We start from the raw sequence: 24,074 nt of genomic DNA, 5'->3' as shown, positions 1-24,074 counted from the left end.
TAAGAGCAGCAATCGCATTATATTCATCAATTAAAATGTTGCCTATGAGTCCGTTTCCAATCGAAGTGCGAGCGGTCGCGTCTTACTCACATTTACGCACAACACCGCTCACTTTAATCGTTTTCCATGACTTGAATAGCGATTATTTTTAGGACTATTCTTAGGACACAAATAGTTATTGTGTCCGGATTTTTCCAAATCGCAATTTGCTAAAAAGGATGTTCCCTTATGTGTGAATTAATGGCTCAATGCTTGATAGTTCCTGAAACTGGTCTGTAGTATTGCGAGCAACAGGATTGTTAGCAATAAACTCCGTAATTGCATTTTTGACTTTAGGTCCTTTGCCGTATACTCTAGAATCATAAATCAGACCAGAGTTAATAAAGGCTTGAGCCGCTGCAATTAAAGTCTCAATATTTGTTGATGTGGAATTATCCATCTCTTCATTAACAGTTTCAAATGAATACTTAGTTTCCACTAAATACTTATTTTTTCGTTTCTCCTTTTTTCCAATCAGAGAACGAGCGGTTTTATCATCCTCGTTAACTAGAACTTTATATCTTTCATTCAAATCAAAGTCTAGTCGAAGGTAACGTCCCGACTCAAAACCTCCGATAATATTTTGACAGATGGTAGCATTTATTTCACCTGTCGGCTCCATGAACACATCCACAAGTCGTGCTACCCAACTCAATGAAGTCCATCTTTTGATTTGTTCGTATTCATAAGGATTTGCGCTTCTACCCGTACCAATAGAAAGTACAGAAATATTTTCTAGTTTGAGATTCTCTAAGTTATATTTTTGCTTCTCTTCTACAGAGATTTTAGGATTGCGGCTTATCTTTAAAGCTTGGCTAATTGCGGCTAAAGATGGATTATTAGCACAAACCCCACCATCAATATGGGGAAATGACCATTTACCAAACTTCTTTTCATCAAATGCTTTCAATTCACGTGGTGGGAAGAAAGTAGGTGCTGATGCGGAACTAATACATATATCTGTTAGTGGAAGTTCATCGTACCAGCGTAGTCCCAAATCGGGATGGAAATTGGTAAAAAAAGTTGTGTTGCGATAACGCATATCATAAGCAAGAATTAACAATAGAGTTTGGGAAATGTCACAAATTTTTGTATCGCCCAAAGCACCTTTTTGTGAAAGTGCTTGCTCTAATCCATCATGAGCATATTTGGGAAAAAATATACTTCTGACCTTTTGCCAAGCTTTTCCAAATACTGTCTTCGGGTAAGGAAAGATGTCCTTGGCATTGTTTCTGTATAGCTCAAGAAGTTGTTTTGTATTTAAGCCCTTTGCCAACCCAGCAGCGATAATTGAACCAGTGGAAGTACCAGCAATCATGTCAAAGTATTGATGCAACTCTAATTTATAAGTTTCCCAGATTTCACGTTCCACCTCTTGTAGCATTTGTAGCGAAACTACACCACGGATTCCACCACCATCTAAGCTAAGAATTTTAAACGTCATAGCTGACTCACCACTGTAAAAGACTACAGTGATATAGTTCCCAGCTACTAGTAAAAAATTAAGGTGCTTCCAAAAAAAGGTAAATATTAACAAACGGAATATATGCATCGTTAAACTTCGTTGCGGAGAACCCTAAACGGTTGATTATTGTTTTCCCATATGCGAACATCTAGGTAAAGCTGTGTCTTACAGAAGTAAACTTCTTCATAGGCAAGCCGCAAATTACGCTCAAGACTGTTAGGTTCAACATCAGCAACTTTGTTAGAGCCAATCGCTCTGCGTAAGCCGAGTGACAGAAGTTGCACTAGATCGTGACCGCAGCAGATTTGCCAAGAATCGTGACTTTTGTTTTTTTGGCTCATGAGCCGTTGTTGCAGATCTTCATCTTTCAAGGAAAAGGCTTGAGATTTATTTTTCACTTCTCGAATCAGTTTAAGCTCATCAATCTGTAGAGTTTGCTCATCAATGAATTTGCTGAATGTAATACCCTCAAAGGTTAGGTTCAACCCATCACACTGAGAAAGCCAACGCAGATAACCTACTGACATTCCAGTTTCAAGCAATGCTAATCTTATCTCTCGATTAAACTGAGCTATTTTCTCTTCAGAGCCAAATTCAGCAACTACTTTGTTAAGTGCTGGTGAGTTGATTAGCATAGTTTCAAGATCGTGAGTGTCGGTGCGAAACAGATTAGGACTGGTGTATGTTAAAGTTTCAAGGCGCTCAAAGTCTGCATCAATAATAGCTAGAATTCCTTGGAAAGTTGATTTTTCTAAAATTTCTAAAACAGCGATCGCACGCAGCTTACTTGAAGGTTTTCCCGAAACGCTGGCTAATTGACAAGCTGCTTTGTCAATAAAACGCTCGTAGAAAGTTTTGTCGGAACTACCTTCCACTAATAAAAAAGTTCCTGAAAAAGTACTCCGCCGCAATCGAATTTGGTTGGCTTCCCGGTCAATCGTCAGAAACTCTCTCACTTTTCTAACCCTTTGAGTTCAACTGTTAAATCCCAGCGATCTTGAATGATATCTGGTGAATGAGTAGCCATTAGAACATCTACATCTGTGAGCTTTATAATTTCTTGTAAATCTTTTAAAAACTGTATTTGCCATCCTACATGAAGAGATAGTTCGGGTTCATCAATTAAGACTAGAGAGTTAGGTTGGACTTTAAATAGCAGTTCGTAGAGAAGCACTAACTCATGTTGTTCGCCAGATGATAAATCTGTTGATGAAAGAGTTTTTAAATTAGATAGTGGAGAGTTATGTGTTGTAAAAACGAATCCCTTATCCTTACTAAAGCTTATCTTTTTGTAGGAATAAGCAAATTTGTTATTGATAATTGTCCTTAACAACTCAATCTTGTCAGCTATTTCAACAAAAACACTCAGCTTTTTTTCAACATCTTCAACGTATACTGACAAAGCATTTTTAGTGCTTTCATCGATATCTTGAGGCTGAATTTGAAATTCTGAATCTTCATCTTTATCTAACAAACCTACTTCTATAAGATGAGAGCGAGTCTCTTCAAGGTTGTTTAGTTGATGACGAAGCTGTTCATCTGTTAAATCTGAAACTGGTTGTTGCTTCACCACTCTTACGGGAAAAGTTCGATCGAGAGATTGAGATATTGTACCGTACTCCTTAAATTTATCTTGCATCAGCTTGGCAAGTTCATCAGAATAGGCAGATACAGTTGACAACATTGAAGGTGTTGTCAGATTTCTTCTGGAAGAACGGTTAGGAACAAAGTTAAGCAAGCGTTGCGATTCAATTAATCGCACATGAATATTGCTCTTTAATTTTTCTAGCCACTCAGGCTCTTCTCGTGATTCTTGCAATTTAAAATCAGAGGGCAATAAATTTTCAAAACGCTCTATAACTTCTTCTAAAGAAAGTGTTTCTTCAGTAGGAATATATAACCATTTTCTTGGACTTATACGTTCTAATCCTGGTATCAATTCATCTAAAATACTACTAATAGGAATGTCTAAGTCAGTACGAATCTTAATTGGTCTTGGAGAAAAAGAAAGTATATCTGAATTAGGATGATAGAAATAAAAAACAAGATTATTTCTGGGTTCGCCTTTCTCATTATCAGAATTTTTTATAATTTCAATAACATTACTATTATTAAACTCTACTCGAAAACTTCTAAACGCGATAGTTCTTAATTCTGCATATCGAGAGTTAAAAAAACTATTTAAAATTCTTAATATTGCAGTTTTACCAAACCCATTTGGACCATGAATGATAGTGATGCGTTCATCCATGTTCAATGGAATCACATGATCGAAAATTCCGAATAAGCCTCTGACGGAAATTTGCTTAATTCTCATAGTCCCCGAGTCCTACAGGCATTGGCTTCACGACCTTGATTGTAACCTCTGTCTTCTTCTGGAAAGTACGGAAAATACAGAAACGCTTTCTTTTGTATCCTCTGTAGCTCTGGAGTTTAATTCCAAGCTACTAAGGAAGCGCTCGCAATACCATATTACACTCAATGCTAATTCAAAAGTTGTTCGCTCGCATTCCTTGCAACTCCTACCTTCTGTTCTGCCCAAACAATGCGTATTCGACTCATAAGTAGCTCAAATTACGCCTGATAACGTGCATGACATTAATTATTAGCTGCTAGTTTAGCAATTACCCCACCATACAATGCCGTAAACTTCGACTCTTCTACAGCTGCATTGCTGTTGTTCCAAGTAGCAACCATACAGTAATTTTTACCATTCTTTGCCTGTAACCAAGTTGTCAAATTCAGAACACCAGGCTCAGATCCCCCTTTATACGCTACCTGTTGCCAATTTTCGGCATTAGCAACACCAGGATTAATACTCATCAGTGGCAAATCGGCAACTTGTTTCATGAGTTCGCAGAGTTCTTCTGCCGTAAAAAACCATTCTACATCCAAAGCAACTGGGTTAGTCCCTATAAATTCGTTCACATCAGGAAGCGGTTTTTTGGCAATCTCTCTCAATATTGCACGGCGTTGAGATTCGTTGCTTGTTTGATAACGTTTCAATAAGTCCAGATTTCCAGAACCTTTTAAAACAAACATTTCGCGGGTTGTCAGGAAAGGACGGTTACGGGGTGACACAGACTCAATTTCCTCTCGTCCGAGCAAGTTAATTAATATATCTGTTGCCGTATTATCGCTGAGAGAAATCATCAAAGCTGCAAGTGTCTGCACTGTCAAGTATGACCCATCTGGCCATGTTTGTAACATTCCAGATGGTAAACTTTTCTCACCCGGTATCAGTTGCACGACATCTTTCCATGTCTTTTTGCTTGAAGCCATTTCTGATTTCAGTGCTTGGAGTACGGCTAGCTTAAAAGCTGAACCAACAGCTAGAGGTGTTCTAGTGTTTAATTCAGCTTTTGTCGTGTTGTTTTCTTGAACTAGAAAACTAACTTGACCGGGTAATACTTTAAATTGAGCGATCGCTTCTTCTAAACTAACAACTTTAGCTTGCGGAGGTTGAAACAGCAAACCTGAAATCTGACCTTTGGGATTTAAAACTACTTTAGTAGGTACTGAAGCTTGACTAAAAAGTACCAAGTAATCTCGCTCATTATTTTGTATACCTTGATAATTTCCCAACTGCTTCTTTAATTCAGCAATGACTTGTCGTATTTGCACTATGGATACTTGAGCTAAAAATTCTGATGCAAACCAATCAGGTTGTATTTGTTTGCTAACAAATAATCTTTCTAAAGCTGCTTTGGGAGACATTGATTGTTTTGGGCTTTGTATCTGAGCTAAGAATTGTGTTTGAAGTTCATCTTCTGCTAATGCCAACTGAGGAAACATTAAGTTTACCGCAAGTAAGATAATAAATAAAAAACTAATACTATATTGATACATAAAGAATTTTTACCCTCAAAATCCCAATTACTCTAGATTCTAATGTGTTGAAACGCACTCTTTACTATAGAGTAGTATTTTGGCGTTACTCCTTGGACGCTCTAAAATTCCCGATCTTTGTAGTAGTGTATCTAGGCTTAATTGGTGGGTAGAAATTAATCGGTCAATGAGTCTAGATTCTTTCTCAAGAGCGCAAGAGCACCCCTGCTCCCCCTGCTGTCTTCACCGACCATTTTAAGGTGGACGCGGTAGTAGGGTAGACACTGCCCACCAGATCGCTCTGTAGGGCATAGCCCCACCTACTTGTTTAAGTAATCTTCTGACGGGATGGGAGTAAAATAATACTGTTTTACTACCCGCAAAATATCTAGCAATGGAATTTTATGAACTTCAGCAAATTGTCGAAGCGAATAGTCGTCGTGCTATCCAAGCATTAACAGATTGGATTGCTGAACTCACGCACAATATAGAGGGATTAACTACAGTGGAAAATCAGGCTCAAGAAGAGCGGGTAGAACTAAGACGAGCAACAATCGGAATTGCTAATTTACTACGTTCCTTAGACAGCGATCGCATGGTGGGAGGATGGAAATAACTTTTCCTTGATATCTTATCAATTGCGACTTGGTAAGTTAGCGATTGTACGACTTTACAATAAGCCGTAACAAAGTCGGAATAATTTTCAACAAGAAGGCAACGGGGAACAGGGAATGGGTCGTTCCTCCCTATTCCTATTAATTTTTAATCATAGAAAAATAAGCTAGAATCAACGTGTAATAATTTCCCTAATGCTAAAGCCTCTGGTAAACCTATTTCTAATTCACCATTTATGACTTTATCAACCATATCAGATGAACCAAAAACTTCTAATAAGTTATCCTTTGTAATATTCTGTGCTTCCATCAAATGAATCATTCGAGAACGTGGTGTAGAATAGTTTAATTGATAATGTTTATCTTCAAAATCTTCAATTAACTTTACCAGTAACTCTAAAATTGTACTTTCTTCTGGAGTTAGATTTTGACGAGCCAACAATTCCTCCACTACCTTTAAAAATTCTTCATTTTCAGCCTCTGTCTTAATAATTCGAGGTTGATATTTAGAAAGTAATTGACTATACATTTCTGAATTAATAGTAATGGTCATTTTTCCAGTTATCTTTGTCATATTCTGCATGAGTTAAGACATATTTAATATAGATAACTTGTTTTTCATAATTAATACTAACAATCAATCTATATTTATTACCTTTAATATTAAAAACTGTAAAATTATTAACTGCTTCCGCTCGAGGATAAGCGGCTTGAACCTCCACTAAGTTTTTCCAGTGAGCTTTAGTTGCAATTTTATACCAGTCGTCTAGTACTTCATAGCAATCTCCATGTCGTTGACAAAATTCTCGCAACTTTTTACGGCTGATAACGTGCATTACATTGATAATTCTAGCGTTCTTAATTGTTTGACGTATATTACACTAATTTTGAAAATCAATTTACAATAACTATTCTAGGCGGGCAAGATGCCCACCCCACAAGAACTGTATCAGATGTAAGCGAGCGATTGACCAATGACAAATGACTATCCTGACTAGTTAGCTTTATCAGTTTACTAGCGATTAATCCGAATCAACTCCGTCAAGATACTATCCAAACTGCCATTGACTTGAATTTTCTCAATCTTTTCGGCAATTCTTTCGAGCACTTCTAACTCCTTGAGACGCAACGCAACGGGATTATCTTCCATGACCTTAGCAGTATTCAACATACTGCGAGTTGCAGCAGTTTCTTCACGACGACGGACTCCGTTTGCTTGGGCTGCTTTTTCTGCTTCCACAACCTTGCTCAGAATCGTCTTAATCTCACCAGGAAGAATAATATCTTTTACCCCAACTGAATCGACTTCAATTCCATAGTCAGCAGTTTTGGAGCGAATGTATTCGGAGACACTGCTATCAATTGCGCCTTTATCCTCCAACAATGCATCTAGAGTTCTTTCCCCAACAGCACCACGCAAAGCAAACTGTAGTTCTTTGTATAGGTAAGTGGTAATATCTGATAAACCATTCTTGGCTCTAAGTGGGTCGAGAATGCGGTAGCCAGCAGTTAAGTTTAAACGCAAAGGGACTTTATCTTTAGAAAGAATGTCTTGACCGGATACTTCAAGTGTTGAGTAACGAAGGTCAAAGATTTCTGTTTGCAAAGAACGCCCAAACAGCCACCATGCATGCATTCCTGCTTGGAGTTGTGATTGATACTCTTGATTGATGTAGAGTAACCCCAGGTGTTGTGTTGGTACTTCGCGAATATGCAAAGAATTGCGGCTCAAAGCTAGAGTTTCAGGTTTACCGGAAACTAACTCAGCCACCAAACGAGAAGGTAACTTAGCATCAGTGCTGATGTCGATCGTCTCCACCTCAACACCTTTCCAAAACAATTTGCGATCGCATGGCGGTAGGATGGAAATAACTTTCCCTTGATATCTCACAATTGCGACTTGATAAGTCAGCGATTGTACGACTTCACAATACGCTGCAACAAAGTCAGGATGTTTTTCAATCAATACATCTTCGAGGGGAAAGCTAGGATTAGGTACAATCCGGCTGAGCGTTCGGAGTGAAACATCTTTGTCTTGCGACCAAAAAGCGTACTCTCCTGGTTCTAGGGGTCGGACAAAGTTATTTTGTACGTACAGCAAACCAATTTCAGACTCTGAAATTTGAAACTTTTTCAGTCCGTTCAAAGCAATTCCGCGTACTTGCTGTACGAATTCTGTTGGTAATTCCAAGCTTTCTTCCAAGTTGAAGACATGGGATTCTACCTCAATAAAACCGCGCCAAAAAGCCCGTAGTTGATTGGGTGCAATGCTCATCCAATTTTGACCCAAGCGTACTAAAGCTGCTTGGTTGTAAGCTGTTCGCACGACTATGAGATGTTGTTGTAACTCGGAGCCACGATCTCTCAACAAAAGTTCGAGGTTCTCAATCTTGGCTTCTGGTTGGTTGAGGTCATAGGTTTTGACTTGCCAATGGCGTCCGATATAAGTGTAAGTACCGGGCTGTAAAATTTTCTTGAAATCACTTCTGTGATATAAAATTCCGATTTCGTTAGGTTTGATATAAAATGTTTTCCACATAATACAGTGACCAGTGACCAGTAACCAGTGACCAGTGATTAATTGAAACTCTACAAGTGTGGGTGTTTGCAGTTCAGTTGCGGGCAAATTGCGTCTCTAAAATTGGATTAAGAGGGCAAAACACTACTCTGGTTATTACCAGTTGTAGCGATCGCTCTTAGCGCAAGCTGTACCCAGCTTATCGCCATATTGCTATAATTCCTCTTACAAGGAAAAATAGCACTCAGATTTGCCGTTGCATTTGCCAATTCCAGAATTCTCGTAGAGAAAATGGATATGACAAACGCTCGAACAAACTCAAATTAAGGAGAAGACAATTGCACAGGCTTCTTCACTGTGGCGATTGAACATCACTGAGTAACGTCCAACCGCGAGCACCCACATTGCAGAGTTTGCATAACAACGGAGTCGAACCGTCTTGGGATTTCTCCCATACCATGTAAAGCTACCGTGACAGGGTAGTGTCTTTTGACCCGGACTTTCTTTGGTGGAAAGTGCAGGAATCGAACCTGCAACCAATCGATTATGAGTCGATCGCTCTATCCAATGAGCTCACTTTCAAAGAGGGGAGTTTGATGTAGGATTTTAACCTACGTCCGACCGATGGCTTCGGTTGCTCTAACCAACTGAGCTAATCAAACGGTTTAGCAATGCATTGCAAGAACGGTATACGCTCAATCCATAGGTTGGCGCACCAGTCGGGTATGTAGAACCCGAACCACAGTTTTGCTGATGTATTACTATACTACTTAATGTAGCACATAAAATATTAAATGGTAGTGGGTAATTACTGAAAAATTGCTTAAATTTCTTTTAGTCAAGCGTTTTGTACCATCCAAACTAAAATCCCAAGAAGTTGGTCTATCGGTGGTAAAGAATAATCGGTAAGATCGATTGTAACAATTTTCCCTTCTAACTTAAGAAATCGCCACTGAGTACCGCTTGTAATACTGCCATAAATAGTATTAGTAGGATTTTCTTTTAACTCATTAAACCTTTGAGCGGCTATCATTTCTGCAACACACTGACCTATTCCCAACTTTAAATCGGCTTGTTTTGCTTCAACAATAATAACTCTAGGAGCTTCAATCTCTAACAATTCCGGCGAACGACTAATGAGAAAGTCACATCTACCATTTAGACTAACTGAAGCGTCTACATCAAAATTATCACCAGAGAATAAACTAATTTGACGCTTAAGAATCTTACGCACTTCTAAAAGCACGGGACTTATAATTAATTCTGAATGAGCTTTTTCACTTCCAGTTGCGATCGCTAAGGGTAAACTTTCTTCTAAAAATTCAGTTAAAGTTGAAGGTTCACATGGTGATATTTGAGGAAAAAAACGCACTCCCTCAACTGTGGAGATTCCAAAAGCAGATTTAACTTTTCCTATAGAATCAAATTGACTGTAAGGCATAGTGTATATTCTTTGGCTCCACTATTTAATTTTAACGGCATAGCCGTACTTACTACAGTACTTCATTTTTTTCACAAATCAGATAAGACTGCTATAAAAGGTTTTCCTTTTTTTCAGTGTAATTGCGGTTCTCGATAATTTGAAGCTCGTGAAAAGCTAAGAGAAACGTGCAGTTTGTCATAGGTATATTTTAATGTCCTCATCTGGAAAACTACCTCTTGAATCCCATACTCCACCCCCAGGGTACTCATTCCGGAGAGGTACTGTTAGAGAAATACTATTGCGAAGCTTGAAAACTCTATTTTGCACGCTTCTTGTTCTATCTATTTTGGCGATTGCGATCGGTATCCGAGCAATGCTAGAAACAGCTTTGGAGAAACTACAAGTTTATTATCGAGCCTACATATACGAGATGGGAAATTTACCAAATAATTTCCTACAGGATTGGCAACAAATTTTCTCGATACTAAGCTCAATCGATCTATCTATTTTTGTGGGAATTGGACTGGCAATTGGAACGGGAGTTGGAACTTATTTCCTTACTATATTGTTACTATCAAGAAGCTCTTCTAATAGTGCGATCTGGGTAGCCGAGCATAAACAGCAAATTGTTGGACGGGCATCGCTTTTGATACGAACAAATTATACTGTGCTTTCTGCAATTTACATCGATCCCAAACATCGCTTACAAGGTGTTGGAGCGCACTTACTTTGGTACTGTTTGAAGAATACAAGAAAACTTGTTTATCTTATCTGTTCTCCTCACCTACAAGGATTCTATGCACGTATTGGGTTTGTTGCTCTTCCCAAACAAGATATGCCTAAAGAACTACAATTTTCCAAACTACTTGGGATGAGATTGTTGCACGAACCAACACTAATAACTAGTCAGTCATCCACTCTACCTCTGTTACCTCATCTCTCAATTCGTTCCTTCCAAGAAATTGAGGAGCAATGGTACATTTACAAAACTTTTTGGCGTAGGAAACGATTTAGGCAATCTCGATTCAATATGTTAACTGTAATTGCTTTGATATCTAGCCGTCCTTTTGTTGTGCTCAGTGGACTTATTTGGGGTTTTGAAGCAATTTTTGGGTTTACAGAGTTTGCTTATTTTAACTTTTCTGTCTTTGGCATCGAATTTTCAGGAATAACCATTGCCTTATGGGTGTTGTTATTCTCAATCTGTTTGTTATGGTTCTTTGCTCAGAGCCAAGAGTGGATTCTCGAACAAGATGGTTATCCAATTGGTTACATTCACTTTTCCGAACGAGGAGACTGTTCGATATTGTATAACTTACATATTGAACCGCAATATCAACAACAATATCTTAGCAAGTTCTTGTTAGCACGTCTCAGCCATCAAATATCACGACCTCTCTATTTTAATTGCTCGCTTGCAGATAGACAGTTTTTCACTGGGCTAGGTTTCTCTGTAGCTAGTCGTACAGAATTGCCGTTCGAGTTCCAGTTTTTTCAATTCAGGAGGTACGTACCTCTAAAATTGGCAAATCAAGCAATGACAGATTTATTAGCACAATTGGTTCAAAATGCAGAACCTATTTGCAATTGCGAAAATACACCATTACTTAGTCAGACTAACTTTCAAGTGCAACAACTCAAGAAAAAAAGATGGATTTGGATGACTGTTACAGTTTTTTTACTTGGAGTATATGCGATCGCACCACTGTTCAAACTTCCTCAAATTCACTCCGAACTCAAACAACAAATTTCAACAGAAAATCTCAAAAGCGATGGCGTTGTGCAACGCTTAGAAGGAAAAGGATATATTCAAGCTTTGGCGATCGCATCCAATAATCAGACAGTTGCTAATGGCAATGAAGACGGTACGATCCAAATTTGGGATATTCAGAGCAAAAAACTACGACAAACTTTGACTGTTTCTTCTAGCAAAATACAATCCCTTGTCTTTAGTCCAGATAATCAAACCTTAATTGTTGGCACATCAACAGGTACAATCCAACTTTGGAATCATAAGCTTGGTATACTACAGGAAATACTATCTCCCGCTCATCTTGGAGCAATTCAAACTTTAAAAATCAGTCATAATGGTCAAAGGTTAGTGAGTAGCAGTTGGAAAGATACATCTGTGAAAGTTTGGGATTTGAATCGCCGTCAGATTCAACATATGATAGACACTCACGTTCAAGTTCTTTCAGTAGCGGAAAGTCATGATGGTCAAACTTTATATGTTGGAACGTTAGGTGATATAAAAATCTGGGATTTGCCACATCAGCAATTTGTAAAAAGCTTAGCTGCTCATTCTCGTGAAGTAGAGGTTATTTCAACTAGCACAGATGGTAAATTACTTGTCACTGGTGGTATGGATCGTCAAGTTGATAAGAATAATATTGAGAGCACTCGTTGGATGGTCAAGATTTGGGATGCTCCAAGTTTAACACTGCTAAAAACATTGCAGGGTTATAGTAGTAGTTCCTTAGAGTCATTAAGTATTAGCTCTGATGGCAAAATAATTATTTTTAATGATTGTTGTTATACACAGTTGTGGGATTGGATGAATAACAAACACATTTCAGATATTGATGGACTCAATCGTCATACTGTGCTGAGTCCTGATGGTACAACTGTAGTTGGTGTCGGATCTGATGATAAAACAATAGCGATCGTAAAGTTATCTAACCTCTTGCTATCTGGTTCTCCTCTCTGAAAGATAGATAGCTATGTACGGGCGAGGACGCCCGTACCACAAGAAAATAATCTAAATAAACAAGTTTCTGATGTTTAGAGAAAGTTTTACCTAAATTCTCTACTTGTGATTCCGCAACCATTGACGAAATTCCTTTACTAACTCCAAATAATCTTTTTCTCCAACTTTGTCTAAAAACCTTGCAATTTCTAAAATTGCTAAATTTGGAAAAGCTAAACTTCGCTCTGTTTTAACATATTCTCGATTTTGAAGAATATAAATACTAAAATCTTCTCCATTGTAACACCAAACTTCGGCTATTCCTATATCAGAATAGATTTGTAATCGATTCTCCGAACTACTAGTGATATCAATTTCAACAACTAAATCTGGTGGAGGGTCTTGTTGTAAATCTATCCTCTTTTTGCCACGAATAATATCAATGTTTTTTAAATAAAAACTTTCATCTGGTTCTGCTCCACTCAACTGTGGATATTTATAAGTAGTAGAACCAAATGGTTCAATTCTAATTTCTAATTCTTCAGCTATGGTTTCAACAAAGCGTCCCATTAAAGTCTTGTAACGTTCGTGTTCTGGAGAAGGAGCCATGATTTCTAAATTACCACGGTTGTAAGTTAGCCGAAGACGGCGATTTTTGCTCAATTCATTAAGTAAACTTTCATAGGTTTGCCAACTGATACCTGATAAATGAATAATTTCTTCTGGTTGAATAAAAACTTTTGTAGTCATATTTCGCCTATATGTTGAAATATCGATCTGTCTCAAGCGAGCGCTTTACATCTCAATTTGTCGCTTTTTCTAGTAATCCGGTTTGCGCTTTCCATGTGCGATGGCAATTACCTAAACAACCTATAAACTTCACAAATACTTCTCTCGTAACTGGGAAAACACTTGATTTGATGGTTCGCCAATCGCCGTTACGCAATGAATATCTTCCAACCGTTGGGTTAATTCTATATCCCAAGCAGCCTCTACATCATCATTTACACCTTCATCCAAGGAATGAATCAAAAAGCGTGCAAGTTCGGCACGTTCTTGTAGAGAGAGTTGAGAAAGTTCTAGCTTGAGTTTTTCCGCAGTCTCAGTCATATTATTGTGTCTTTCAAGAATTTAGACTTTAAGCTTAACTATTTGATTTTAACTGCGTTCGCGAAGCGGAAGCTGAAAGAGCGCTTATCGCGTCAGCTACAACATCGATTGTACCTGCATTACCCATCAATTGCTACTGGTAAGAAACAATCCCATCACGTAAAGAGCGGGCCTCTTGAGTCCGATCTAAGTTAACTCCCTTCCCCAACTCCGCATTCGTCCGCAGATAATCCCGCATCCAATTGCACGCATATGCCAAGTCATTTAAATTGAGAATCCTCTGTAAATCCCAGAGAATGAGCCTGCTGTCCTCGCTTGCTCAGGTGTTTTACCATCAGGACTGAAAGCGACTGACCCTACCGGAGCATTATGCCCTATTAAGGTGTGCAACAAGTTGCCGTTTTTGTCCCACAGTTTAACTGTGTTGTCTGCGTTTGCGGAAGCGATCGCACCACTCCTGCTTTATTTACAAGAACACTACCAACAGTGAGTTAACCATTTTTCTGCTCGTAAACTTCCTGAACTCGTTCGAGTTCTAAATCGCTCAGATAATCTATTGTCCAGTTAGCTTGGCGCTGTAGCATATGGAAGGGGTAAGTATGCGCGACTCCCACCACTTGCATTCCCGCTTGTTTCGCCGCTTGTATACCAGCAAAGGTATCTTCAATCGCTAAACACTCTTCTGGTACAAAGTTTAAATCGGGATATTCCTGGTTGAGGCGTTTTACCGCCAGCAAATAACCGTGTGGGTCTGGTTTACTGGTGGGAAGATCGTCACCTGCAACAATCGGGTTAAAATGTTGAGCTAGGTTGGCACGATTGAGTATGAGGTCAATTTCTTTATGAATCGCGCCACTGACGATTCCTATTTTTAAATTACGAGCACGCGCTTGAAAGAGTAAGTCTTCTAAACCAGGGTAGAGAGGTAATTTTTCAATTTTTTCTATCTCCCGAACATAACCTTCTGCTTTACGGTGAAGCAACTGAGTGAGATAGTTCTCACTCACCACTCGCCCTCGTTTGGCTAGCAATTCTTTTACGCAAGCGCGATCGCTACGCCCCAAACAAACTTTGCGGTACTCACCTGGTTTTATCGTTAGGTTTTCTTCAATTAGAAGTTGCTCTATAAGTTGCTCGTGAATGGATTCATCATTAATGATGACACCATTAAAGTCAAACAGAATCGCCTTTAGACTCATGGAAGTATACTACAAGCTGGTAATGGAAATCCCTGCAATCCATTATCTACTGTGGTGTCCCCTGGAGTGTAATGCATGGCATTTCTTTGAACACTGCGAGCGCCAGACACAATCGGCTTAATTCCGCTTGTGACTTGGTTAATCCACCAAACATCCTGAGTTTGTACGGAGCCAAATCCAGCAGCACCCATCCAAGCATCAACGCTTCCAGATGCATATTCCTCAATATACGGCTCCTCAAAAACATTGTTCAGCCAATCCAATTGCCGAATAGTTTTTTGATTGCCATCCAAAATCAACACTTGTCCGCCAGATACTAGTAACCGGAAGGCTTCGTGTAAAATTGCTTGACAGACGACAGTTGGTGTTTCGTGGAATAATAAAGAGGCAGTTACCAAATCAAAGGAAGCATCTGGAAAACCAGTTCTCTCAGCATCACCATGTCTCCAGGAAATATCCAAACCAGCATTTTGTGATTTGTGCGAAGCCCTCACAAGCATATAAGGCGATAAATCCAAACCTATGACTTCGGCTTGGGGGAATGCCTGTTTTAACATTAAAGTAGTCGAACCCGTTCCACAACCCAAATCTAAAATCCTTCGCGGTTGTACCTGAATCGCATCAATTAACGCTTGACGGACAATGGTTTCGTTAGGAGGTAAAACATATTGGGTAATGGGGTCATAGGTTACTGCTGCACCAGAGTTAAGATACCCGCGCTTAATTCCGTGAAAGTTTTGACTGCTGTAGTATGTGGGAATCGTTACATCAGCACGTCGATAGCGATCGCTTTCTTTTTCCCAATCAACACTTTCTGCATATCGCCGCCATCCCTGTTCATCAATGAGGAGACGCACCACAGGGGATAAAAAGCGTTCCCAGATAGTATCTTGACGAACTGCCATAGAAGTTTGTTTATTTTTCTTCACCTATTATAACTAATGTTACATTATTTACAGGGAATAGGGGTTAGGGGTTAGGGAGTAGGGATTTTCGTGCTTGGTTGTGGGCGAACTTTAAAGGCTTGCCATCGCTAATTTCTTATACTACAATTATATTACAAATAGAAATAGTAAACAGGTAGGTTGGGTTGAGGAACGAAACCCAACAAAGCACGAACAAAGTTGGGTTTCTCACACGGTAAGCCCAACCTACGCGGTTTGAAATTTATGGCTTACCCAAGCAGTATTAAGGTTAGTGAAATTCATGCAATTAGCTTGTGTAAAAGTATCCAATCCAATTAATCCACGCATCCACGCATCTAAAATCCACGCATCCAAAATTTAATTATGCCCTACGAAGAATTAGAACTTTCCACACCATCACCTGTCCTGTCTTGGGCAAACCACCCATTGGGAACAGAAGAAACCAAGATGGCAAAGAATGTAGCATCACTGCCATTTGTATTTAAACACGTAGCATTAATGCCAGACGTTCACTTAGGTAAAGGAGCCTTAGTTGGTTCAGTCATTGCCACAAAAGAAGCAATTATCCCAGCTGCTGTCGGCGTGGATATTGGCTGCTTTGTAGGTGATACTCTTATTCCTTTAGTCGATGGTAAATTGTATTCTATAAAAGATTTAGCTGAATGTAATGAAGAATTTATAGTTTACTCTTGTACCTCCACTGGAAAAGTCGTAGCAGCTAAGGCAAAAGCAAGGTTAACTAGACGTAATGCTCCTCTTGTAAAAGTCATTCTGGACAATGGTGAAGAAATTATCTGCACTCCAGATCACCAATTTATGCTTAGAGATGGAAACTATGAGGAAGCACAACATCTTCAATCTGGAACATCTTTGATGCCGTTCTACTCAACCACTGACAAAGATGGTTATACCTTAATCGCTCAGCCCTACTCAGGTAGATGGCACAAAGCACATTGGATTATTGCTAGATCGGGCTTGCTAGGAAAGGTTCCTAGATTTGAAGGACAAAGAACAGTTATTCATCATCAAAACTTTAATGAATCAGATAACCGACCTGAGAATTTAAAATTCATGGGCGATCGCGATCGTTCTGGTGATTTGCACTATACCTGTGACATTTGTAATGCACAAATCAAAACTCCAATTGGTTTACACAATCACCGAAAAAAAGAACATCAGTGTAATCACAAAGTTGTAGCTGTTCTATCTTTAGACTGTACACAAGATGTTTATTGCTTTACAGTACCTGAATATCACAACTTTGCTTTGAAAGCGGGTGTCTTCGTTCACAACTGTGGTATGATGGCGATAAAAACACCATTTAATGGTGACAAACTAGAAGGAAAACTGAAAAAAATCCGCTTGGATATTGAAGCAGCAATTCCTACTGGATTTAACGAAAATAAAGAGGTTGAAAAAACTATTACCAACTGGCAAAGCTGGCGCGACTTTAAGGACTTGCATCCAGGGGTGCAAGATTTACAAAGTAAAGCGATGAAACAAATGGGTTCTCTCGGATCTGGAAATCATTTTCTAGAAGTTTGCCTCGATACAGAGAACCAAGTTTGGCTGATGTTGCATTCCGGTTCGCGTCATATTGGCAATAATCTTGCTCAATGCCATATCAACACTGCTAAAAATTTAGCAAAAATGGCAGACAATAAATTGCCAGACCCAGATTTAGCCTATTTTATTGCTGGTACGCCAGAATTCCAAGCATACTGGCACGATTTGCAATGGGCGCAGGACTATGCGCGTGTCAACCGTGAGGTAATGATGGCACGTTTCAAGCACATCGTTGAGAAACATTTAGCAGGTGGTAAATCAATTAAACCTTTACTAGAGGTCAATTGCCATCACAATTACGCTGAAAAAGAACTGCATTTTGGCGAGGATGTATACGTCACTCGTAAGGGTGCAGTGCGTGCAGAAAAAGACGACTATGGCATTATCCCTGGTTCAATGGGGGCAAAATCTTACATTGTTAAAGGCAAAGGTTGTGCCAATAGTTTTTGTTCTTGCTCTCATGGTGCAGGTCGTTTGCTATCTCGAAATAAGGCAAAGAATGTTTATACTCTTGACGATTTAATTGAGCAAACAAAAGGTGTAGAGTGTCGTAAAGATGAAGGTGTTTTGGATGAAATTCCAGGTGCTTACAAACCTATAGATGAGGTGATGAACAATCAAGCCGATTTAGTTGAAGTTGTAGCAACTCTTAAGCAAGTTGTTTGTGTAAAAGGGTGAATTGTAAAGATTATAATTAGATCCCTGACTTCTTAAAGAAGTTGGGGATCTTGTTTCTTTGTCCAATGTTTCAAAAAAAACATTCATTTCCAAACCATTTTTTTCAATTGGACGAGTGCAAGTGCGCCAATATTCAATTAAGTTTTATGATGTTAAATAATAGTCTTCTCCTCGTGCTTTCAATGTAGTAAGAGTATTTAAAGAATCAGAGCGTATTGGATGTTCTAGCTGTGCGAGACGGAGAACCATATTTGTATCAATCAAAAAAGCCATGCTTTAATCTTCTTCGTAAATTCCGCTACGACTTACAGCATAATCCGACAAAAGCGGAATATTTTGAGGATGACGCTTTGACCACCTGACCACCTGACCAGTAACGACTTGACCAGTGACAACAACTAACCACGAACCACTAACACTTAACTAGTGCTCAATATTTGGTAACTTAGTTAGATAGCTTAAAAAAAACTGTAGTTATTACACAGAAGGCACAACCTTGAGTTATCATCTTGACGCTATTGCGCCCCATGGCGGGCAGTTGGTGAATCGTATCGCTACACCCGAACAAAGGCAGGAATTTCTCTCGAAAGCTGAGTTTCTACCACGAGTGCAACTGGATGAACGAGCGGTTTCCGATCTCCAAATGATCGCGATTGGTGGTTTTAGTCCACTCACTGGTTTTATGAACCAGGAGGATTACGATCGCGTTGTTACAGAAATGCGACTGGCTAACGGTAGTGTTTGGTCAATTCCCGTAACGCTGTCTGTAGATGAAGTTGTTGCTGCATCGTTGGAGGAAGGCGGATTAATTCGTTTGGATAATCCAGAAGGTGAGTACATTGGTGTTTTAGAACTCACACAGAAGTACCACTACGATAAGAGCCTCGAAGCGATTAACGTTTACCGTACTAACGATCCCAAGCATCCCGGCGTAGAGGTGTTATACAATCAGGGAGCGATAAACCTTGCAGGAGATGTGTGGTTGCTGCAACGCGACCCCCATCCAATATTTCCCATCTATCAAATCGATCCGATTGTATCGCGCCAAATGTTTAGGGAAAAGGGTTGGAAAACTATCGTTGGTTTCCAAACTCGCAATCCCATCCACCGCGCTCACGAGTACATCCAAAAGTGCGCTTTAGAAACTGTAGATGGTTTATTTTTGCACCCCTTAGTAGGCGCAACAAAAGAAGATGATATCCCGGCGGATGTGCGGATGCGCTGCTATGAAATTTTACTGGATAGATATTATACCAAAAACAGCGTCATTTTGGCAATTAATCCCTCTGCAATGCGTTATGCTGGCCCAAGGGAAGCAATTTTCCATGCCTTAATTCGCAAAAACTATGGCTGTACTCATTTTATTGTGGGTCGGGATCACGCAGGAGTAGGAAACTACTATGGGACTTATGATGCTCAACACATTTTTGATGAGTTTCAACCTGAAGAATTGGGCATTATACCGATGAAGTTTGAACACGCTTTCTACTGCACGCGCACTCAGCAAATGGCGACAAGTAAAACTAGTCCAAGTAGCCTTGAAGAACGCATTCACTTATCAGGAACAAAAGTGAGGGAAATGCTGCGTCGCGGAGAGTTACCGCCACCAGAATTTTCTCGTCCAGAAGTGGCTGCAGAGTTGGCAAGAGCAATGCGAGTGCCACTACCTGTCTAAGGCACATTCGGGACAAAGAATAAAGTATAAATTTTTACTTTACACTACAGACCTCAGCCCTTAAGCTGATAGTGAATCCAGTGCAAAAAGAAAGTTTTTTTGTGCGAGCATCTGGCAAACTATAAGGGCGGATGGACTGAGGGCTGATAGCTAACTATGAAGCGGCGGAAGTTTTTACAAAGGATTGGCTCTATACTCGCGGTAATGGGTGTCACTGACAACGAGTGGTTGACTTTGGGAAACCGCTATTCTCAAGCTTTGGCACTACCAACACCGCGCAAGTTGGCGTTATTGGTAGGCATTAATCAGTATCCACAACTTTCACAGCTTGCAGGTTGTTTGACAGATGTAGAACTGCACAAGGAACTGTTGATTCACCGCTTTGGTTTTCAACCGTCGGATATTCTTTGCTTGACGGACGCTCAAGCAACTAGGGAAGATATCGAGCTGGCTTTTTCAGAACACTTTGTTAAGCAAGTTCAGCCCGATGATGCAGCTGTGTTTCATTTTAGTGGTTATGGCAGTCGCGTTGGACTGGAGACTTCCCAAGATACTCTGTACAACGCTCTAGTTCCTGTTAAAGAGAAAAATCCACAAGATGATAAAAATGTCAACTATTTATTAGAGGAAACTTTGCTGTTATTGGTGCGATCGCTACCTACGCATCGCGCAACAACAGTCTTGGATACAAGTTACTACGTTCCCCAAACATCGTTACCTACAGGATTGAAAACTCGGAGTCGTCCAGTTCTAGTAGATGCTGTTGTGGTAGCAGAGGAACTTCAGTTACAAAAACAATTAAAGGATAAAGCATCTAGTTCCTCGCCTAGTGTTGTACTGACAGCAACCTCTCAACCCAAACAACAAGCACGAGAGATACAATTATCAGGGTTTAGTGCGGGATTATTTACATATGCCCTAACTCAATATCTCTGGGAAACGACCCCAGCAACAACAGTTCAAGTTTGTATATCTCACGTGGCAGGTTCTTTACAGCAAATAGGTAGTACTAAACAGCAGCCTGCAATAATAGCTGATAAAATTGATAAAAATAATCAACAAGCACGGGCATTTGTTGCCAATCATTTTCTTCCAGACTCAAACTTGGGGGCGTCCGGAGTGGTGACGGGAATTGAGGAGGATGGGAAAACTCTTCATCTGTGGTTGGGAGGTATACCTTTAAACGTATTGGAGTATTTAGGATCTCATTCCCGCCTGACTCTCCTTCCATCAATAGCAAACTCTCAACTGGTATTGCGATCGCGCACTGGTTTAACAGCAAAAGCGCAAATAGTCAATAATGAGAGCGAACCACAAGTAGGGAAACTCATTCAAGAAGCAGTGCGCGTGTTACCTAAAAATGTGGGCTTAATAGTTGCTCTTGACACCAAACTAGAAAGAATAGAAAGAGTAGATGCAACAAGCGCCTTTTCAACAGTGTCTCGCGTATCTACTGCGGTAGCAGGAGAACAATTCGCTGACTGGGTGTTTGGAAAACTCCCAGAATCCAAGAGTAAAGAATCGACCATCACAAATGCAACAGTGGTTTCTCCAAGCCGTTACGGTTTATTTTCTTTAGGTGGCGAACATACCCCCAGTACCTTTGGGGAAGCAGGAGAAGCTGTAAAAGTAGCAGCCCTCCGCTTAGTGCCAAAACTACAAACCTTGCTAGCAGCAAAACTCTGGCGACTGACAGCAAATGAGGGTTCATCGCTATTGGGTGTGAAAGCAACATTAGAGATGCTTGGGACTCTAGCACCGCGAACTTTAATGCAAAGAGAAACATTGCGAACTCAAAGTCCAGATGCATCGAGTAAAAAGACATTTAGCCCCGAAACTGGGGATATACCTACTGTCACCATTGGTAACCGGATACAGTATCGGATAGAAAATACAAGCGATCGCCCTGTATATTTAATGTTGTTGGGATTAAATAGCAGTAAAACAGCGATCGCGTTATTTCCTTGGTATAAAATAACTGAAACCGAAAACTCGGAAAGTCAATCACAGCTTGTCAATTTAGTAATTCCGCCAGGAGAAATCCGTGTTTTCCCGCAAACAACATCCGGTTTTGAATGGGTTGTACAAGCACCAGCTTCTTTAGCTGAAACCCAACTTATTTTTAGCACAGCGCCCTTTACTCAAACTCTGGCTGCTCTGGAAACTGCTAAAAACCCAAAAGCAGAACAGCAGCACATTCAAGTTGTGATGAATCCTCTAGAAGTTGCACAAGCTGTGCTTCAAGATTTACACAATGCTAGTGCAGTTAGGGACATGAATGGTACAGCCTCTGATTCTTATGTATTGGATGTGAATCAATGGGCAAGTTTAAGTTTCATCTATCAAGTAGTGTGAAATGTATGACCAGTACTTCTCGTTCCCAGGCTGAGCCTGGGAATGAGTACTTCGAGGCTCTGCCTCGATCTTGTTAAATTATTTTGTTTTATGGTTATAGTATCAGTAAACTGCTTTTGTGGAGGCTCCGCCTCCTAATATGCATTCCCAGGCTGAGCCTGGGAACGAGCAAGGCAGAGCCACCGGATCGACAGACGGAAAGTCCTATGAGTTCTCAAAGACTTGCTACTTTCTTTACTCCACTTTTATGTGGGCGAGATGAAACTTTCAGAGTGTCATAAGTATAACCATACTTTTTGTAATTCAAAGTATCGGCAGGTGTAACAATATCATTTGAAGAGAAAGCAGGCAGTAGAGATAATAAATCTCCAGGACCCCAGTTTGCAGGAGTGGATTCACCTCCATCCCAAGGCCATAATCGGTCGTTGAGGTTCTCTCCATATCTGTTACCAGAAGCAGGATAATAAGCACTACCAGCATGACCTTTTTCTTGCCACTCAGCCCAAAGGCGATCGACATTGGAATGAATCAGCCAAAATACGGGATCGTTGATAGAAGCAGCAAGGTCAGCCATTGTACCTAAAGGTTCGGGACGACCTACCGTTGGGTCAAACGTAGCTCCACCAACAAAGCTATGGAAATAGTTATGTTGAAAAACTCCTCGTGTTGGTTGTCCTGTAGAGCTTGGTTTGATAAAACCTTCTAAAGCTAGGCGAAAAGTTGGATAATCGTTAATGGGGAAGAGTTGCTCGACATCTTCTTTGGGAACGGGATAATTATTTGTGGGAGGCACTTGCAAAAACCGTAAGACTGTGTTGCCTAATGTTTCCCCTGATGGCTTAAAGTGCAAGTTTGGATTTAAAACCCATCCGTTTGCTAATGAGAAAGGTCCGGATAAAACTGGTCCCCCTTGAACCTCTACCAAATTTGGAGCACCAGAACCTTCATCTGAACTGTTCGGTGGTATGGCACCATTTGGAGCACCATTTGGAGCACCGTTTGGAGCATCGTTTGAAGATGAAGGTGAACCTCCTTGAGCATTGCCTAAATCTAAGGGTATGCTAATGGTGACTCCTTGACCATTTGGTCCGATAAAGTCATCTTGAAAGATAACTGATAATGCTCGAGCATCTGTCCAATCCCAGTAAGGAAGGGTGACGTTGGGGTCTACTGATTGCAATGCTTGTTCAAATCTGTGTATAAACTCACGATGCCAAGGTAAGAAGAGGTCGCTTTCATGAGCACCATCATGTCCAGCTGCCGGACCTTGTGCGCCATCAAACATTAAGCCCATCGCTGCGACATGCACTGCAACAAATTGGTCGTATATACTTATCTGACTACCTTCTGAAAAGGTATGCTTGAGTTTTTGCAGAGCCTTTACAAATGCATGTTTCTCTTCTGGAGTCAAATCAACAACGTTCTTTCTCACTTTTGCAGTCACCACCTGTTGGCGAGCAAGACGAAGACTATCGGAATATTTGCTAGCAGAACTATTACGATTAATATCGAGTGCTGCTAGTTTGGTATTAGTACTTGCTTGCTCGTGCTTGTGAGGCTCAGCATTATAGGAAATTGCTGGGGTTCCAAATACAATTGTAACTGCAACCAATCCAGCAAGAATGAACGATCTGATAGTTTTACGGGAGATTTTCATAGTCTGTATGCGATTTTTGTCAAACTCCAAGGCTGTTCAAGAGACTTGGAAAAAAACAATAAGTAATAAGTATATAAATTTACACATTACAGACTAGTCCACAATAGAAAATCTTTAGCAAAACCCTTCTATTCTTTCGCAACAAAGGCAAATCAGTGACCAGTAATCAGTGACCCTATCTCAAGCGCGGAGACGCTTCGCGAACCAGTGACCAGTAATAATTATGCAGTTATTTATACGGTACAAGTCTCGGAATTTATCTATAAAAAAAGAAATTGATTCATTATTGTTAACTGGTCACTGGTTCGCGAAGCGTCTCCGCGCTTGAGATAGGG

General features: G+C 40.1%; 20 protein-coding genes and 2 tRNA genes. 5 read left to right on the top strand and 17 right to left on the bottom strand.

Annotated elements, in window-relative coordinates; genetic code table 11:
* Positions 1–226: 226 nt before the first annotated feature.
* From ACKTT2_RS36790 to ACKTT2_RS36775, 4 genes are all read right to left on the bottom strand, one after another.
* Positions 227–1,483 carry a patatin-like phospholipase family protein gene (locus tag ACKTT2_RS36790; RefSeq protein ID WP_407895923.1) on the bottom strand — a complete coding sequence of 419 codons (1,257 nt, stop codon included), beginning with the start codon at positions 1,481–1,483 and terminating at the stop codon, positions 227–229.
* A 110-nt stretch (positions 1,484–1,593) separates the two neighbouring features.
* The gene (locus ACKTT2_RS36785; RefSeq protein ID WP_407895922.1) at positions 1,594–2,460 is read right to left on the bottom strand and encodes a DUF4435 domain-containing protein; all 867 of its coding nucleotides are present in this window, start codon (positions 2,458–2,460) and stop codon (positions 1,594–1,596) included.
* Positions 2,457–3,821: an AAA family ATPase gene (locus tag ACKTT2_RS36780; RefSeq protein WP_407895921.1), complete on the bottom strand. Its 1,365-nt coding sequence runs from the start codon at positions 3,819–3,821 to the stop codon at positions 2,457–2,459. Before ACKTT2_RS36780 ends, ACKTT2_RS36785 begins: the two co-directional genes overlap by 4 nt.
* Positions 3,822–4,102: 281 nt before the next feature.
* Positions 4,103–5,353, bottom strand: a complete 1,251-nt coding sequence (locus tag ACKTT2_RS36775) for a serine hydrolase (protein ID WP_407895920.1) — start codon at positions 5,351–5,353, stop codon at positions 4,103–4,105.
* 373 nt (positions 5,354–5,726) lie between these two features.
* On the opposite strand from ACKTT2_RS36775, the gene ACKTT2_RS36770 reads away from it, so the two are divergent.
* Entirely contained in the window at positions 5,727–5,948 is a 222-nt protein-coding gene (locus tag ACKTT2_RS36770) for a hypothetical protein (RefSeq protein WP_407895919.1), read from the top strand.
* A 146-nt stretch (positions 5,949–6,094) separates the two neighbouring features.
* Here ACKTT2_RS36770 and ACKTT2_RS36765 read toward each other — a convergent pair whose 3' ends face one another.
* The 6 genes from ACKTT2_RS36765 to ACKTT2_RS36740 form a co-directional block, all read right to left on the bottom strand.
* Positions 6,095–6,499, bottom strand: coding sequence for a helix-turn-helix domain-containing protein (locus ACKTT2_RS36765; RefSeq protein ID WP_407895918.1), 405 nt, complete (start codon positions 6,497–6,499; stop codon positions 6,095–6,097).
* The gene (locus ACKTT2_RS36760) at positions 6,483–6,782 is read right to left on the bottom strand and encodes a type II toxin-antitoxin system HigB family toxin (protein ID WP_407895917.1); all 300 of its coding nucleotides are present in this window, start codon (positions 6,780–6,782) and stop codon (positions 6,483–6,485) included. The genes ACKTT2_RS36765 and ACKTT2_RS36760 overlap by 17 nt, the downstream gene beginning before the upstream one ends.
* A 179-nt stretch (positions 6,783–6,961) precedes the next feature.
* Entirely contained in the window at positions 6,962–8,485 is a 1,524-nt protein-coding gene (locus ACKTT2_RS36755; protein WP_407895991.1) for a slipin family protein, read from the bottom strand.
* Between the two features lie 485 nt (positions 8,486–8,970).
* Positions 8,971–9,046, bottom strand: a tRNA-Ile gene (locus tag ACKTT2_RS36750).
* 8 nt (positions 9,047–9,054) lie between these two features.
* Positions 9,055–9,126 (bottom strand) — tRNA-Gly (locus ACKTT2_RS36745).
* A gap of 176 nt (positions 9,127–9,302) precedes the next feature.
* Positions 9,303–9,905, bottom strand: a complete 603-nt coding sequence (locus tag ACKTT2_RS36740; RefSeq protein ID WP_407895916.1) for a hypothetical protein — start codon at positions 9,903–9,905, stop codon at positions 9,303–9,305.
* A 289-nt stretch (positions 9,906–10,194) separates the two neighbouring features.
* Here ACKTT2_RS36740 and ACKTT2_RS36735 point away from each other — a divergent pair, with 289 nt between their 5' ends.
* Positions 10,195–12,594 carry a GNAT family N-acetyltransferase gene (locus ACKTT2_RS36735; RefSeq protein WP_407895915.1) on the top strand — a complete coding sequence of 800 codons (2,400 nt, stop codon included), beginning with the start codon at positions 10,195–10,197 and terminating at the stop codon, positions 12,592–12,594.
* Positions 12,595–12,693: 99 nt separating this feature from the next.
* Here ACKTT2_RS36735 and ACKTT2_RS36730 read toward each other — a convergent pair whose 3' ends face one another.
* From ACKTT2_RS36730 to ACKTT2_RS36710, 5 genes are all read right to left on the bottom strand, one after another.
* Positions 12,694–13,323, bottom strand: coding sequence for a Uma2 family endonuclease (locus ACKTT2_RS36730; protein ID WP_407895914.1), 630 nt, complete (start codon positions 13,321–13,323; stop codon positions 12,694–12,696).
* 129 nt (positions 13,324–13,452) lie between these two features.
* On the bottom strand, positions 13,453–13,683 hold the full coding sequence (locus tag ACKTT2_RS36725; protein ID WP_407895913.1) for an addiction module protein: 231 nt from the start codon (positions 13,681–13,683) through the stop codon (positions 13,453–13,455).
* Between the two features lie 264 nt (positions 13,684–13,947).
* Positions 13,948–14,073, bottom strand: coding sequence for a hypothetical protein (locus tag ACKTT2_RS36720; RefSeq protein ID WP_407895990.1), 126 nt, complete (start codon positions 14,071–14,073; stop codon positions 13,948–13,950).
* Positions 14,074–14,174: 101 nt separating this feature from the next.
* Positions 14,175–14,882 carry an HAD family hydrolase gene (locus ACKTT2_RS36715; protein WP_407895912.1) on the bottom strand — a complete coding sequence of 236 codons (708 nt, stop codon included), beginning with the start codon at positions 14,880–14,882 and terminating at the stop codon, positions 14,175–14,177.
* On the bottom strand, positions 14,879–15,787 hold the full coding sequence (locus ACKTT2_RS36710) for a class I SAM-dependent methyltransferase (RefSeq protein ID WP_407895911.1): 909 nt from the start codon (positions 15,785–15,787) through the stop codon (positions 14,879–14,881). The genes ACKTT2_RS36715 and ACKTT2_RS36710 overlap by 4 nt, the downstream gene beginning before the upstream one ends.
* A 384-nt stretch (positions 15,788–16,171) precedes the next feature.
* On the opposite strand from ACKTT2_RS36710, the gene ACKTT2_RS36705 reads away from it, so the two are divergent.
* On the top strand, positions 16,172–18,052 hold the full coding sequence (locus ACKTT2_RS36705) for an intein-containing RctB family protein (RefSeq protein ID WP_407895910.1): 1,881 nt from the start codon (positions 16,172–16,174) through the stop codon (positions 18,050–18,052).
* Between the two features lie 144 nt (positions 18,053–18,196).
* Here the strand turns inward: ACKTT2_RS36705 and ACKTT2_RS36700 are convergent, their stop codons facing one another.
* Positions 18,197–18,325, bottom strand: coding sequence for a hypothetical protein (locus tag ACKTT2_RS36700; protein WP_407895909.1), 129 nt, complete (start codon positions 18,323–18,325; stop codon positions 18,197–18,199).
* A gap of 223 nt (positions 18,326–18,548) precedes the next feature.
* On the opposite strand from ACKTT2_RS36700, the gene sat reads away from it, so the two are divergent.
* Together sat and ACKTT2_RS36690 are read left to right on the top strand one after the other, a co-directional pair.
* Positions 18,549–19,727 (top strand): sulfate adenylyltransferase, encoded by a 1,179-nt coding sequence (gene sat / locus ACKTT2_RS36695; RefSeq protein ID WP_407895908.1) that lies wholly within the window; start codon positions 18,549–18,551, stop codon positions 19,725–19,727.
* 156 nt (positions 19,728–19,883) lie between these two features.
* Positions 19,884–22,082 (top strand): caspase family protein, encoded by a 2,199-nt coding sequence (locus ACKTT2_RS36690; protein WP_407895907.1) that lies wholly within the window; start codon positions 19,884–19,886, stop codon positions 22,080–22,082.
* A 214-nt stretch (positions 22,083–22,296) separates the two neighbouring features.
* Here ACKTT2_RS36690 and ACKTT2_RS36685 read toward each other — a convergent pair whose 3' ends face one another.
* Positions 22,297–23,739 (bottom strand): tyrosinase family protein, encoded by a 1,443-nt coding sequence (locus tag ACKTT2_RS36685; protein ID WP_407895906.1) that lies wholly within the window; start codon positions 23,737–23,739, stop codon positions 22,297–22,299.
* Positions 23,740–24,074: the final 335 nt, after the last annotated feature.

This window comes from Scytonema hankhaensis NUACC26, from assembly GCF_045865695.1.
Taxonomy (GTDB): domain Bacteria; phylum Cyanobacteriota; class Cyanobacteriia; order Cyanobacteriales; family Nostocaceae; genus Scytonema.
Note: the sequence above shows the minus strand (reverse complement) of the source record. Positions and strands in the feature narration are given on the sequence as shown.